Genomic DNA, 13,970 nt, shown 5'->3' with positions numbered 1-13,970 from the left:
GGGGCCCGCTGGGGGGGGCGGGGGGGGGGGGGGGGGGGGGTGGGGGGGGGGGGGGGGGGGGGGGGGGGGCGCCCCCCGGGGGGGGGGGGCCCCCCCCCCCCCCCCCCCCCCCGCCGATGAGAAGGGCTACTCGCCGCCCTCGTTGAGCGTGACCTCGATCGGCGCGTAGTCGGCGCCCATCACGTCGACGCCGTCAGCCTCGAGCTCCGCGAGCGCCGCGTCCACGTACTCGTTCGAGTAGGCGGTCTCCGGCGGCTCGGTGGTGATGATGGTCGAGCCCTCGGGGTTGACCGTCTCGAGCGCCATGGCGACCGTCGCGTCCCACTGGTCCTCGTTGATGTGGCCCACGCCCGAGGTGGACGGGAAGATCAGCTTGTTGATCTCGTTCGCCATCCACAGCTGGTGCGAGGTGCCGAGGGTCGAGCCCGCGGCGGTGACGATGTCGGCCGCGGCCTGCGGGTCGTCCTTCGCGAAGACGCAGCCCTCGATGGTGCCCTTGATGAAGGCCGTCGTGCTCGCCGCGTAATCCTCGTCGGAGGCGAGGCGCTCCGAGTCCGCCCAGATGGCGTCCTGCAGCATGGCCGTGCCCTCGTCGTTCCAGTCGATGACGACCAGGTCGTCCTCGGTGTAGAGCTCGCCGGTCTCCGGGTTCACCACCTCGAGGACCTGCGCGTACTCGTTGTACGTCATCGCCTGCGCCGCGTCGATGTCGCCCGCGATGAAGGCGTTCATGTCGAAGGCCTGCTGGACCGTCGAGCCGCCGTCGAGATCCTCGAGCGTGACGCCGCTGGCCTGCATGCCGGCGATCAGCTCCCACTCGTTGCCGTAGCCCCACGAGCCGACCTTCATGCCCGCGAGGTCCGCGGCCGACTCGATGCCGGAGTCGGCGAACGCGACCTGAAGCGTGCCGGACCGCTCGAAGATCTGCGCGACGTTGGTGACCGCGGCTCCCTGCTCGATCGCGCCGAGCACCTTGGGCACCCAGGAGATCGCGAAGTCCGCGCTGCCGGAGGTCAGCACGTCGATCGGCACGATGTCGACCGCGCCCGGGAGGATCGTGACGTCGAGCCCCGCGTCCTCGTAGTAGCCCTGGTCGAGCGCCGAGTAGTAGCAGGCGAACTGCGCCTGCGTCAGCCACTGCAGCTGCACCGAGACCGGCGTGAGCTCGGCCGGTGCGGCGTCGCCGCTGGCGGAGCTGGTGGTCTCCGCGTCGTCCCCGCTCGAGCAGGCGGTCAGCGCGAGCACGCCCGCCGCCGCGACCGCCGTCATGACGCTTGCGCGTCCCCTCATGATTGCCATTGCTTCTCCCGTGATGTTGTCACTGCTTCCCCGTTGTTCGACCGCCTCTGGAGCGGACGTCTCTCAGGTCCTCCGGCGCCGCCGCGACCAGCCCTCGAGGGCCGCGGTGACTCCGTAGAACAGCGTCCCGAGCAGCACTGCTCCGAGGACGTAGGCCCAGGCGACGGTGTAGTTGGAGCCCGCCGCCGAGGAGGTGATCGCGATCCCCAGCCCGTTGGCCGGTCCACCGAAGTACTCGGCTATGAGCGCGGAGATGACCGCGAGCGAGGATCCGATCTTGAGTCCGTTGAGGACGTAGGGGACCGCTCCTGGCAGGAGCAGCATCCGGTTCACCTGCTCCGCCGTGGCGGCGTAGGAGCGCATCAGGTCACGATGCACGGGCTCGACCTGGCGGAGCCCCTGCAGCGTGTTGAGGTACATGGGGACGAACACGGCCACCGCCGCGACCAGCTGGCGGCCGGTGTTGGCGGCGGCGCCGAACATCGCGTAGAAGATGGGCGCGAGCGCGACGATGGGGATCACCGCGAGCGACGCGACGAGCGGCACCAGCATCCTGTCGAGCACCCGCAGCGCGTTCGCGAGGATCGCCACCAGGATGCCGGTGACGGCACCGATCCCGAGGCCGATCAGGGCGTTCAGCCCGGTCTGGACCGCCGCGTCGAGGATGTGGTCCGCGGTGTCGACGAAGGCTCCGCCGATCCCGAGGGGGCTGGGCACCAGGAAGGGCTTGATCTCGAAGGCGACCACAAGGGCCTGCCAGAGCGCGAGCGCCAGCACGCCCAACGCCACGGGGGCGAGGACGGTGCGGGTGCCCGCGAGCGCCTTCATCGGTTCTCGACCCCCCGCGCGCCGTCGGCGGCCCCGTCGTGCAGGAGCATGCGGACGGCCGTGACGCCGTCGTAGAACGTGGAGTCCTCGCGCAGCTCCTCGTCGCGCGCGGAGAAGTCGAGGGTCACGATGTCCTTGATGCGACCCGGTCGGGGCGACATGACCACCACCCGGTCGGAGAGGAAGACCGCCTCCGGGATCGAGTGCGTGACGAAGATGACGGCGGCGCCGGTCTCCTTGCACAGCGCCACCAGCTCGTTCTGCATGTGCTCGCGCGTGATCTCGTCGAGCGCCCCGAAGGGCTCGTCCATCAGCAGGAGACGCGGCCGCTCGGCGAGCGCGCGGGCGATCGCCACCCGCTGCTTCATGCCTCCCGACAGCTGATCCGGATGGTGGTCGGCGAAGTCGGCGAGCCCGATGAGCTCGAGCAGCTCGTCCGAGCGCGCGGCGCGGCCGCGCGCGTCGACGCCGTGGATCTCCAGCGGCAGCTCGATGTTCGCGCGCACCGTGCGCCACGGCAGCAGGCCGGCCTGCTGGAAGGCGATGCCGTAGTCCTGGTCCTTGCGGGCCTGCTCGGGGGTCTTGCCGAACACCTCGATCTCGCCCGCCGTGAGCTGGTCCAGGTCGGCGACCAGGCGCATGAGCGTGCTCTTCCCGCAGCCCGACGGACCGATCAACGAGACGAACTCGCCGGGGGCCACGTCGAGGCTCACGTCGCTGAGCGCATGCACCTCGGCGCCCTTGCGGCCACGGAAGATCTTGTCGACCGATGCGATGCGCACCGCCGGTCGGGGGTCGGTCATGCCGTCACCTCTGCTCGTCGGAACCGCTTCAGCCCCATCCCGATGAGCGCGACCAGCCCGGCGGAGACCAGGCCGATCAGCACCGCGCCCAGGATCGGGGCGTACGTCTTCGCGGGGTCGCCGCTCGCGGTGGCGGCGAACTCGATGATCATGCGGCCGATGCCGCCGCCCAGCCCGATCGAGACCTCGGCGACCACGGTGCCGACCACCGCGTTCGCGGCGGCCAGGCGCAGCGCCGGCAGCAGGTACGGGACCGAGGACGGCAGGCGCAGCCGAAGCAGCGTGGTCCACCAGCCCGCGGCGTACGCGCGGAACAGGTCGATGTCCGCGGCGGGCGGCGACTTGAGGCCTCGCAGCGCGCTGACGGCGACTGGGAAGAAGGCCAGGTAGGAGGCGATCACCGCGACCGACATCCAGTTCTCCCACTGGAAGGAGCCGATCTCGATCTCCGATCCCCAGCGGCGCACCAGGGGCGCGATCGCGATCAGGGGGACCGTCTGGCTGAGCACCACCCACGGCAGCACCGCGCTCTCCGCGGTCACCCACCGCTGCATGAGCAGCGCGAGCGCGAGCCCGGAGATCACGCCGAGCAGCCATCCCAGCGCCGCGATGCCCAGCGAGAACGCGGCGGCCTGGAGCACCGCCCACCAGAGCACGTCGGCCCCGGCGGCGCGGGTGACGGGCTCGAACAGCCGCGCCAGCACGTCCCATGTGTGGGGCATGGCGATGTCGGTCGTGCGCGGCAGGATCACGATGTCGCCGACGACCACGCCCTCGGCGGGGCCGATCGCCTTGTAGCCCTCCCACACGGCGACGGCGGCGAGGACGCCGAGGATCCCCCACAGGACCCCGTTCAGCCGCGACCGCCGCATCGTCCCCGTCCCTAGACCTTCGCCGTGATGGACTCGGACACCGCGGGGATGACGCGCTCGCCGTACACGCGCATCGTCTCCTCCTTGTTGTCGTGCTGGAGGTAGCCCGCGAACTGGGTCATGCCGACGTCGCGCAAAGCCTCGAGCTTCGCGATGTGCTCCTCGGGGCCCCCGAGGACGCAGAAGCGGTCCACGATCTCGTCGGGCACGAACTCGGTGTGCGAGTTACCGGCGCGGCCGTGCTCGTTGTAGTCGTAGCCCTGGCGGCCCTCGATGTAGTCGACCAGCACCCCAGGGATCGCGCCCTCCTTGCCGTACTTCTCGACGATGTCCGCGACGTGGTTGCCGACCATCCCGCCGAACCAGCGGCACTGGTCGCGCATGTGCTCCCAGTCCTCGCCGATGTACATGGGCCCGGAGACGCAGAACTCGAGGCGCTCAGGGTCACGGCCCGCGTTGTCCGCCGCGGTCTTGACCGTGTCGATCATCCACTTCGCGATGTCGACGTCCGCGCACTGGAGGATGAAGCCGTCGCCGACCTCGCCGGCCGCCTTCAGCGCGAGCGGCCCGTAGCCCGCGACCCACACCTCGAGCTCGGAGGTCCGCGCCCAGGGGAACTGCAGGGTCGCGCCGTTGTGCTCGACGGGCCGCCGGTTCGCGAGCTCGCGGATCACGTGGACGGATTCGCGCATCTCCCGCACGGACACGGGCTTGCCGTTGAGCACGCGTACGGCCGAGTCGCCCCGCCCGATGCCGCACACGGTGCGGTTGCCGTACATCTCGTTCAGCGTCGCGAACGTCGAGGCCGTGACCGTCCAGTCGCGGGTCGCGGGGTTGGTCACGTAGGGACCGACCTTGATGCGGTGGGTCTGCGCGAGGATCGCGCTGTAGATGACGTAGGGCTCCTGCCACAGCAGGTGCGAGTCGAACGTCCACGCGTGCGTGAACCCGTACTCCTCGGCCATCCTCGCCAGCGCCACCGTGCGCGCCGCGGGCGGGTTGGTCTGCAGCACCACTCCGAAGTCCATGCGGTCTCCCCCTCCGCTCTCAGATCAGGTACTGCGACAGGCCGCGCTTGAGGAAGGACCCGTGGCCCTTGGCGCCATGGAAGGCACCGTCCTCGACGAGCACCGTGCCGCGGGACAGGACGATGTCGACGTGGCCGTCGATCTCGTAGCCCTCCCACGCCGAGTGGTCCATGTTCATGTGGTGGGTCTTGTCGACGCCGATCGACGTGTGGCCGTTCGGGTCGTAGATCACGATGTCCGCGTCCGCGCCCGGCTGGATCACGCCCTTCTTGCCGTACATCCCGAACATCCGCGCGGGGGTGGTCGACGTGAGCTCGACCCACCTCTCGAGGGTGATCTGGCCCGTGACGACGCCCTGGTACATGAGATCCATGCGGTGCTCGACCGAGCCGATGCCGTTGGGGATCTTGCGGAAGTCGCCCAGGCCGAGCTCCTTCTGGTCCTTCATGCAGAAGGGGCAGTGGTCGGTGGAGACCATCTGCAGGTCGTTGGTCCGCAGCGCCTGCCACATGTGGTCCTGGTGGCCCTCGGCACGGGAGCGCACCGGGGTCGAGCAGACGTACTTGGCGCCCTCGAAGTCGCCCCACTCCTCGCTGGTCGCGCCGAGCTGCTCCTCGAGCGACATGTACAGGTACTGGGGGCAGGTCTCGCCGAAGACGTTCTTGCCGTTGTCGCGCGCCGCCGCGAGCTGGGCGACGGCCTGCTTCGCGGACACGTGCACCACGTACAGGGGCGCGCCGGTGATGTCGGAGAGCATGATCGCGCGATGCGTCGCCTCCTCCTCCGCCTGCCAGACGCGGGCGACGCCGTGGTAGTACGGCGAGGTCTTGCCCTGCTTGACCAGCTGCTCGGCGATCACGTCGATCACCGGGCCGTTCTCCGCGTGCATCATGGTCAGCAGGCCGTTGTCGGCCGCCACCTGCATGGCCTTGAGGATCTGCGCGTCGTCGGCGTAGAACACCCCGGGATAGGCCATGAACATCTTGTAGCTGGTGATGCCCTCGTCGATCAGCCACGGCAGCGCCGCCAGCGAGTCGTCGTCGACGCCGCCCACGATCTGGTGGAAGCCGTAGTCGATGTGGCAGTTGCCGGCGGCCAGCTCGTGCCAGGCGGCGAGGCCGTCCTGCACCTTGCCCCCGTAGCTCTGGACGGCGAAGTCGACGATTGACGTGGTGCCGCCCCAAGCCGCGGCCTTGGTGCCCGTCTCGAACGTGTCGGAGGCCGAGGTGCCGCCGAAGGGCAGCTGCATGTGGGTGTGGGCATCGATGCCGCCGGGGATGACGTACCGGCCGGTGGCGTCGATCACCCGGTCGACGGTCGACGGCAGGTCGTGCCCGAGCGACGTCGAGCCGGGCGCGAGGACGGCGACGATGGTCTCCCCGTCGATCAGGACGTCCGCCAGCATGCGGCCGGTCGCCGAGACGACGGTGCCGCCGGTGATGAGGGTGGTGGTCATGTCCGCTCCTTCCTTACGGTGCCGTGATCTCGCCGTAGCTGTCCGGGCGGCGATCGCGGTAGAACTGCCAGTCGTCCCGCATCTGCTGGACCAGGTCCATGTCGAGGTCGCGGATCAGAAGCTCCTCGTGCTCGCCCGAGCCCAGCTCGCCTACGTAGTTGCCGCGCGGGTCGACTATCTGCGAGGTGCCGTAGAAGTTGACCGCCTCGTCGCCGTACTCGTTGTCCTCAAGGCCCACGCGGTTCGGGGCGAGGACGTAGTAGCCGTTGGCGACCGCGGCAGCGGGCTGCTCGATCTCCCACAGGCGGTTCGACAGGCCCGGCTTGGTGGCGTTGGGGTTGAACGCGAGGTGCGCGCCGTTGAGGCCCAGCTCGCGCCAGCCCTCCGGGAAGTGGCGGTCGTAGCAGATCACCACGCCGACCTTCCCGACCGCGGTGTCGAACACCGGGTAGCCCATGTTGCCGGGGCGGAAGTAGAACTTCTCCCAGAACTTCTCCACATGCGGGATGTGGTTCTTGCGGTACTTGCCCAGGATGGTGCCGTCCGCGTCGACCACCACCGCGGTGTTGTAGTAGACCCCGGTCTGCTCCTCCTCGTAGATCGGGAGGATCATCACCATGCCCAGCTCCTTCGCGAGCGCCGCGAAGCGCTGCACGATCGGACCGTCGGCGGGCTCCGCGTAGCGGTAGTACTTCTTGTCCTGCGTGATGCCGAAGTAGGGGCCGTAGAACAGCTCCTGGAAGCAGATGACCTGCGCACCCTGGGCGGCCGCGTCGCGCGCGAACTGCTCGTGCTTGTCGAGCATCGACTCCTTGTCACCGGTCCATGTGGTCTGCGTGATGGCCGCCCTGATCACCGTCATGCTCGCTCCTCGAGGGTGTGCTGGAGGGTGGGGGCTCGCGTCCCCGGTTGACTGTTACTCTGGCTCTTGAACATTTCTGAGTCGTTACCGCCGGTAAAAGCCTGGTTACGGACAGAACACGGGCGCGATAACTGCGGGCGCGAAGGGGGACCCATGCCGCTGGCGACGCTCGTCGACGCCGTCGAGACCCCCACGCCCCAGGGCATCGCGTCCGCGCTGTCGATGCTGATCCGCAGCGGCGAGCTGCCGCCCGGCACCCGCCTGCCCACGGTCCGCGACATCGCGCGGGAGCTCGGGGTGAGCCCGGCGACGGTGTCGACCGCCTGGCAGGGCATGGTCAAGGCCGGGCTGATCCAGGCACGCGGCCGGGCCGGCACCTTCGTGCTCGAGCCGACCACGCCGTGGCTCACGCCGCGGTCGCAGCGGCTCGCGGACCGCGGCACCGCTGCGCCCGGCATGGCACCCCGGCTCGACCTCGCGTCCGGCCTGCCGGACCCGACGCTGCTCCCCGACGTCTCCGCGAGCCTCGAACGGGTCGCTCCCCGCCGCGCCTCCGTCACCTCGTACACCCAGCCGCCGCTGCTGCCCGAGCTGGAGGCACCGCTGCGCGAGCGCTGGCCGTACTCCCCGCCCGCCCTCGCGATGGTCGATGGCGCCATGGACGGCGTCGAGCGGGCGCTGCGCGCCGTGGCCCGCTACGGCGACCGGGTCGTGGTGGAGAATCCGACGTTCCCGATGCTGCTCGACCTGCTCGACCACCTCCACCTGATGGCGGTGCCCGCACGCATCGACCACCGGGGCATGGTCCCGGCGGCTCTTCACGAGGCGCTCACGTCGCGTCCCGCCGCGGTGGTGCTCCAGCCGCGCGCGCACAATCCCACCGGCGCGTCCCTCACCGCCTCGCGCGCCGAGGAGCTCGCGACCGTGCTCTCCCGCCACCGCTACGGGCGCGACACCGTGGTGATCGAGGACGATCACACCAACCTCGTGTCCGCCGCCCCCGCGGTCAGCCTCGGCACGTGGCTCCCCGCCCGCACCCTCCACGTGGGCGGCTTCTCGAAGTCGCACGGCCCCGACCTACGGGTCGCCGCGATGAGCGGACCCGCGGGGGCGATCGAGCGGATCGTCGGCTACCGCGTGCTCGGCCCGGGGTGGACGTCACGGATCCTCCAGGCCGTGCTGCACGACCTCCTCACGACCCGACCAGCGATCGCCTCGATCAGCGCCGCCCGCTACGCGTACTTCGCCCGCCAGCGCGAGCTGGCCTCGTGCCTGCGCGGCCTCGGCGTCGACGTCGAGGCCCGCGACGGCCTCAACGTGTGGGTGCCGGTGCCCGACGAGGCGGCGGCGCGCGTCACCCTGGCCGCCGCGGGGATCCAGGTGAGCCCGGGCAGCGCCTTCGTCGTGCCGACCCCGGAGGGGGACGATGCGCCCGGGCCCCACGTCGGCGACCACGTCCGGGTGAGCGTCGGGGGGCTCCGCGAGGCGATCCCGGACGTCGCGGCGGCGATCGCCGCCGCCTGCGAAACATCGAGGTAACCACCCCGCCGTACGCTGGCGGCCTGGACCCCGGCCGGAGGTGGCATGGTGGGCCGTCGGGTATCGACGGCAGGTCCGGGAACGCGCACGACCCCGATCCGGAAGGCCGCCCCATGCCCCGCCACCTCCCGCACCTCGCCCGCCTCGGCATCGTCCTGGCCCCGCTGGTCCTGGCGACCGCGTGCTCGTCCGTCAGCGCAGACCCCGCCCCCGTCACCCCCTCCTCGGCCGACCCCGCTGCCGCGGCGGAGCTCACGGTCGACAACTGCGGGACCGTCGTCACCCCCGAGGGGACGCCGGACCGCATCGTCACCGTGAAGTCGACCACCACCGAGCTGCTCGTCGAGCTGGGCCTGGCGGACCGGATCGTCGGCGCCGCCTTCCTCGACGGACCGGTCGAGCCGCCGTACACGACCCTCGACGTCGACATCCCCGTGATGTCGGACTTCCTCCCCGGCCAGGAGGCGACCCTCGCCCTCGACCCCGACGCGATCGTCGGCGGCTGGGAGTCCAACTTCGCCGCCGACGGGGTCGGCGAGCGAGCCGACCTCGCCGCCCTCGGGATCCTCACCTACGTCGCGCCGTCGGCATGCAAGGAGGCCGGCTACCAGCCGGACCCGATGACGTTCGACCTCCTGTTCGCTCAGATCGAGGAGGCCGGGCTGGTGTTCGGCGCCGAGCAGGCCGCCGCCGCCCTGGTGGAGACGATGCGCGACGGCCTCGCCGCGGTCGAGCCATCCACCTCCGGCCTCACCGCCGTCTGGTACTCCTCGGGCGACGACGCGCCGTACGTCGGCGCCGGCATCGGCGCACCCCAGATGATGATGGACGCGGCGGGCCTCACGAACGTGTTCGCGGACGTCCACGACACGTGGACGTCCGCCACCTGGGAGGCCGTGGTCGAGGCGGACCCCGACGTGATCGTGCTGGTCGACGCCTCGTGGAACACGGCCGCGAGCAAGATCGAGCGGCTCGAGTCGGATCCTGCCACCGCGTCCCTCACCGCCGTCCGCGAGGGGCGCTACCTGGTGATCCCCTTCGCCGCGGGCGAGGCGGGCGTGCGCAACGTCGAGGCCGTCGCGTCGCTGACGACCCAGCTGGACGCGCTCGGGCTGTCATGACCGCGGTCCGCGGCGGGCGCGGGACGGTGCTGCTGCTGGCGGCGCTGGCGCTCGCGCTCGCCGCCAGCCTGGTCGCGGCCGTGTCGATCGGGGTGGCCGACCTGTCCCCCGCCGGCGCCTGGTCGGTGATCGCCCACCACCTGGGCCTCGGCGGCGCGTCGGCGTCCGCGACCACCGACGCGATCGTGTGGCACATCCGGGTGCCGCGCGCGCTGACGGCGGCGCTCGTCGGCGCGGGGCTCGCGGTCGCGGGCGCGGTCATGCAGGGGCTCACGCGCAACCCGCTCGCGGACCCCTACCTGCTCGGGCTGTCCTCGGGCGCCTCCCTCGGGGCCGTCGCGGTGATCCTCCTGGGGCTGGGCGCCTCCGTCGCCGCCACCGCCGCGGTGCCGCTCGCGGCCTTCGCGGGGGCGGCGTTCGCCCTCGCCGCCGCGCTCGCGATCGCGAGGCTCTCGGGTGCCGTCACCCCCACGACGCTGGTGCTCGCCGGCCTCGCGGTGTCCCAGTTCCTGGCGGCCGCGACCTCGCTCGTGATCGTGATGGCGGCGAAGGGCGACTCGTTCCGCGAGGTCCTGAGCTGGCTGCTCGGGTCCCTCGCCGGCTCGTCGTGGACCACGGTCGCGGTGGCGGGGATCGCGCTCGCCGGCCTCTACCCGGTGATCCGCCTGCACGCGACCCGGCTCGACGCCTTCGCGCTCGGCGAGAGCGCCGCCGCCGCGCTCGGGATCCACACCCGCCGGACCCGCCTGGTGCTGCTCGGCACCGTCTCGCTGCTGACGGGAGCGATGGTCTCGACCTCGGGTGCGATCGGCTTCGTCGGCCTGGTGCTGCCGCACCTCATGCGGGCGCTCAGCGGGGGCCTGCACCGCCACCTGCTCCCCGCGGTCGCGCTGGGCGGGGCGATCTTCCTGGTCTGGGCGGACACGCTCGCACGCACCGTGCTCGACCCGCGCGAGATCCCCGTCGGGGTGGTGACGGCCCTGCTCGGGGTCCCCGTGTTCGTCCTGGTGCTGCGGCAGGCCCGGAGGCAGTCATGGAGCTGAGGATCGAGGACCTCACGGTGCATCGCGGCGGCCGGGTCGCGGTGCGCGGGGTCGCGTTCGCGGTGCCCGCCGGCGCGCGGGTCGCGCTGCTCGGCCCCAACGGCGCGGGCAAGTCGACCCTGCTCGCCGCCATCGCCGCGCTCGTGCCCCGCACCAGCGGGGCGGTCCTGCTCGACGGCGAGCCCGCGCATCGTCTGTCCCGGCGCACGCTCGCGCGCCGCGTCGCGCTGCTCGAGCAGCACGCCGACGCGGCGATCGCGCTCACCGCGGCGCAGATCGTCGAGCTGGGGCTGCTGCCCCATCACCGGGGGCACCGTCGCCCGCACGATGCGGCGGGCCAGGCGCGAGCCGCCCTCGCCTCGGTGGGCGCGGACCACCTCGCCGACCGCGACTGGGCGCGCCTGTCGGGCGGCGAGAGGCAACGCGTCAGCGTCGCCCGCGCGCTGGCGCAGCGCCCGGCCCTCCTGCTGCTGGACGAGCCGACCAACCACCTCGACATCCGCGCGCAGCTCGAGACGCTGCGGCTGGTGCGCTCACGCGGCATCACGGTGGTCGCCGCGCTGCACGACCTCAACCACGCCGCCGCCTGGGCCACCCATGTCGCCGTGCTCGACCACGGAGGTCTGGTCGCGTTCGGCGCACCCGGCGAGGTGCTCACCCCCGCGCTGATCGCCCGCGTCTACGGTGTCACCGCGACCGTGCTCGACCATCCCGGCGACGGCCGACCCGTGCTCGCGCTCGACCCGACCGAGGAGGACTCATGACCGACCCGCTGCGCATCGTCGCCCTGTCCGGAGGGGTGGGCGGCGCCCGCTTCCTCCGCGGCCTGGTCGCGTGGGGCGCCACCGCGGGGGTGCCGCTCGACGTCACCGTGATCGCGAACACGGGCGACGACATGCGCCTGCACGGGCTCCAGATCTGCCCGGACCTCGACACGGTGATGTACACGCTCGGCGGGGTGATCAGCGAGGCGCAGGGCTGGGGTCGGGAGGACGAGCGCTTCACGGTCGCCGAGGAGCTGCGCCCCTACGGCGTGGGCTGGGAGTGGTTCACGCTGGGCGATCGCGACATCGCGACCCACCTCGCCCGCACGTCGCTCCTGGACGCAGGCCAGCCGCTCTCGGCGGCGACCGCACGGCTCGCCGCCCGCTGGGACCTGCCTGTCACCCTGCTGCCGATGAGCGATCAGCCGGTCGAGACCCACGTCGAGCTCTCGGGCGGCGAGGTGATGCACTTCGAGGAGTGGTGGGTGAGGACGCGGGCGGCGGCGCCGGCGCGCCGCTTCGTGCAGGTCAGGGTGGACGAGGCGGCACCGGCACCGGGCGTGCTCGACGCGATCGCCGGGGCCGACCTGGTGCTGCTGCCGCCGTCCAACCCGGTGGTGTCCGTCGGGACCATCCTGGGGGTGCCGGGCATCGCCGACGCGCTCCGCTCCGCGGCCGCGCCGCTCGTGGGGGTCTCGCCGATCATCGGCGGCGCCGCGGTGCGCGGGATGGCGGAGGCCTGCCTCGCGACGCTCGGGGTCCCGGCGACCGCCGCGGGCGTGGCGCTCGACTACCGGTCGCGCCACGGCCTCCTCGACGGCTGGCTGGTCGACGATGCGGACGCCGGCGCGCTGGACGAGCTCGCCTCCGCGGGCGTCGCCGGGCTCGCGCGGCCGTTGTGGATGACCGACGTCGACACGACGGCCGCCATCGCGGCGGCGGCGGTGGAGCTGGGCCTCAGCCTGCGCTGACCACGGGGACCGCCGCGAGCGCGGCGACCGTGTGCGCGCCGAGGCCGAGCGAGTGCGCCCGATCGAGGTCGCGCTCGGTGTCCACGTCCGCGCTCAGGCGGAGCGACGCGTCGAGACCTTGATAGCCGAGCGCTCGATGGCGCGCGAAGGATCCCTGGCCGAACGCCGGCAGCAGCCGCCCGTCGATCGCTCCGAGCAGGGTCGTGCCCGTCCCGGCGGCGTCGGGGAAGACGGCGCGGCGGGCGAGCGCCACGCGCGCGAGCGCCTCGTCGACGTCCGCGGGCCTGAGCGCGGGCAGGTCCCCGAGCACGACGGCGCAGGGGCCGATCAGCATGCGCGCGACCTCCGAGATCCCGGCGTTCAGGCCCTCGGCGTGCTGGACCCAGCGCTCCACTCCGTCCATCCCTGGCAGCTCCAGGCCCGGCGTCTCGGTCACGACGATCACGCGCGCCACGTCGGCTGCACCCACCACCGCCGCGACCGTGTCCGCCGCGAGCGCGGTCGCCAGCGCGGCGCGCGAGGCGCCCCTCACCACCTCGGGAAGGCGCGACTTGGCGTGCGGCCCGCCCTTCACCGGGATCAGCACGGTCCAGCCGGTCACGGCGCCTCCTCCTCCGCGTGCGCGGCCGCGGCGAGCCCCGCGTCGAAGCCGCGGGCGTACGCCTCGTCCGATCCCCAGCGGAACATGTCGTGCTCCGCGTCCCGGACCAGGGCACGCACGCCGGTCCCCACCTCGTCCGTCACCGCGTCGAGGCCGCGCACCACGGCGACGGGCAGGCCCCGCACCTTCCCCTTCACCAGGTCCGCGGCCGCCGCAAGCTCGTCGACCAGCGCGGTCACGGAGACCTCGAGGGTGCGACCCTGCGCGTCGGGCGTGCCGCGGTGGTCGTCGGTCACGTCGACGTAGGCCGCGCCGATCGCGAGGTCGGTCTGTCCGTTGCGCCAGGGCCGGCCGAACGTGTCCGTGACGACCACCCCGACGCGCGATCCCGTCGCGGCGCGCAGGCCCTCGGCGAGCGAGCGCGCCGACCCGTCGGGGTCGACGGGCAGCAGCAGGACGTGCCCCGCGGGCACGTTCGAGCCGTCGACGCCCGCGGCGGCCATGACGAAGCCGTGCGTGGTCTGCACGATCCGGGTGAGGCCGCCGTCCTTGCGCGGCCGCGACGCGACCACCCGGACGGCCTCCGCGGTGATGGCGTCCTCGCGGTCCGCCGCCGTGACCAGCCGACCCTCCGCCTTCGAGACGATCTTGCTCGCGACCACCACCACGTCGCCGTCGGCCAGCGGCGTGCCCGCGGTCGCGGCCGCCGCGGCGATCAGGGCAGGCAGGTCCGCGCCCGGGGCGATCTCGCCCAGGCCGGGGACGGCCCACGCGGTGAGCATG

14 protein-coding genes are annotated in these 13,970 nt (G+C 72.5%); 5 read left to right on the top strand and 9 right to left on the bottom strand.

Annotated elements, in window-relative coordinates:
• Nucleotides 1-126 precede the first annotated feature (126 nt).
• The 7 genes from QQX13_RS13075 to QQX13_RS13045 form a co-directional block, all read right to left on the bottom strand.
• Nucleotides 127-1,290 carry an ABC transporter substrate-binding protein gene (locus QQX13_RS13075; RefSeq protein WP_301121873.1) on the bottom strand — a complete coding sequence of 388 codons (1,164 nt, stop codon included), beginning with the start codon at nucleotides 1,288-1,290 and terminating at the stop codon, nucleotides 127-129.
• A gap of 72 nt (nucleotides 1,291-1,362) precedes the next feature.
• Nucleotides 1,363-2,127: an ABC transporter permease gene (locus QQX13_RS13070; protein WP_301121875.1), complete on the bottom strand. Its 765-nt coding sequence runs from the start codon at nucleotides 2,125-2,127 to the stop codon at nucleotides 1,363-1,365.
• Complete coding sequence (locus tag QQX13_RS13065) at nucleotides 2,124-2,930, bottom strand: ABC transporter ATP-binding protein (RefSeq protein WP_301121877.1); 807 nt, start codon at nucleotides 2,928-2,930, stop codon at nucleotides 2,124-2,126. The genes QQX13_RS13070 and QQX13_RS13065 overlap by 4 nt, the downstream gene beginning before the upstream one ends.
• Entirely contained in the window at nucleotides 2,927-3,802 is an 876-nt protein-coding gene (locus QQX13_RS13060; RefSeq protein ID WP_301121879.1) for an ABC transporter permease, read from the bottom strand. The genes QQX13_RS13065 and QQX13_RS13060 overlap by 4 nt, the downstream gene beginning before the upstream one ends.
• A gap of 11 nt (nucleotides 3,803-3,813) precedes the next feature.
• Nucleotides 3,814-4,830, bottom strand: coding sequence for a TIGR03842 family LLM class F420-dependent oxidoreductase (locus tag QQX13_RS13055; RefSeq protein ID WP_301121881.1), 1,017 nt, complete (start codon nucleotides 4,828-4,830; stop codon nucleotides 3,814-3,816).
• A 19-nt stretch (nucleotides 4,831-4,849) separates the two neighbouring features.
• Entirely contained in the window at nucleotides 4,850-6,286 is a 1,437-nt protein-coding gene (hydA, locus tag QQX13_RS13050; protein ID WP_301121883.1) for a dihydropyrimidinase, read from the bottom strand.
• A 13-nt stretch (nucleotides 6,287-6,299) separates the two neighbouring features.
• The gene (locus QQX13_RS13045) at nucleotides 6,300-7,148 is read right to left on the bottom strand and encodes a nitrilase-related carbon-nitrogen hydrolase (RefSeq protein WP_301121885.1); all 849 of its coding nucleotides are present in this window, start codon (nucleotides 7,146-7,148) and stop codon (nucleotides 6,300-6,302) included.
• 153 nt (nucleotides 7,149-7,301) lie between these two features.
• Between QQX13_RS13045 and QQX13_RS13040 the strand changes: the two genes are divergently transcribed.
• The 5 genes from QQX13_RS13040 to cofD all read left to right on the top strand — a co-directional run bounded on the left by QQX13_RS13040 (nucleotide 7,302) and on the right by cofD (nucleotide 12,586).
• On the top strand, nucleotides 7,302-8,687 hold the full coding sequence (locus QQX13_RS13040; RefSeq protein ID WP_301121887.1) for an aminotransferase class I/II-fold pyridoxal phosphate-dependent enzyme: 1,386 nt from the start codon (nucleotides 7,302-7,304) through the stop codon (nucleotides 8,685-8,687).
• Between the two features lie 113 nt (nucleotides 8,688-8,800).
• Nucleotides 8,801-9,808: a putative F420-0 ABC transporter substrate-binding protein gene (locus QQX13_RS13035; protein WP_301121889.1), complete on the top strand. Its 1,008-nt coding sequence runs from the start codon at nucleotides 8,801-8,803 to the stop codon at nucleotides 9,806-9,808.
• Nucleotides 9,805-10,851, top strand: a complete 1,047-nt coding sequence (locus QQX13_RS13030; RefSeq protein ID WP_301121891.1) for a FecCD family ABC transporter permease — start codon at nucleotides 9,805-9,807, stop codon at nucleotides 10,849-10,851. Before QQX13_RS13035 ends, QQX13_RS13030 begins: the two co-directional genes overlap by 4 nt.
• A complete protein-coding gene (locus tag QQX13_RS13025; RefSeq protein ID WP_301121893.1) occupies nucleotides 10,842-11,615 on the top strand; it encodes an ABC transporter ATP-binding protein in 774 nt (257 codons plus the stop codon). The genes QQX13_RS13030 and QQX13_RS13025 overlap by 10 nt, the downstream gene beginning before the upstream one ends.
• On the top strand, nucleotides 11,612-12,586 hold the full coding sequence (gene cofD / locus QQX13_RS13020) for a 2-phospho-L-lactate transferase (protein WP_301121895.1): 975 nt from the start codon (nucleotides 11,612-11,614) through the stop codon (nucleotides 12,584-12,586). The genes QQX13_RS13025 and cofD overlap by 4 nt, the downstream gene beginning before the upstream one ends.
• Here cofD and cofC read toward each other — a convergent pair.
• Nucleotides 12,573-13,187 (bottom strand): 2-phospho-L-lactate guanylyltransferase, encoded by a 615-nt coding sequence (gene cofC / locus QQX13_RS13015; RefSeq protein WP_301121898.1) that lies wholly within the window; start codon nucleotides 13,185-13,187, stop codon nucleotides 12,573-12,575. The two genes, cofD and cofC, sit on opposite strands and share 14 nt — an antisense overlap.
• On the bottom strand, nucleotides 13,184-13,969 hold the full coding sequence (gene cofE / locus QQX13_RS13010; protein WP_301121900.1) for a coenzyme F420-0:L-glutamate ligase: 786 nt from the start codon (nucleotides 13,967-13,969) through the stop codon (nucleotides 13,184-13,186). Before cofE ends, cofC begins: the two co-directional genes overlap by 4 nt.
• Nucleotide 13,970: the final 1 nt, after the last annotated feature.

The organism is Demequina lignilytica (genome assembly GCF_030418375.1).
In the GTDB taxonomy this organism is placed as follows: Bacteria; Actinomycetota; Actinomycetes; order Actinomycetales; family Demequinaceae; genus Demequina; species Demequina lignilytica.
This window is presented reverse-complemented; position numbering and strand designations above follow the sequence as displayed.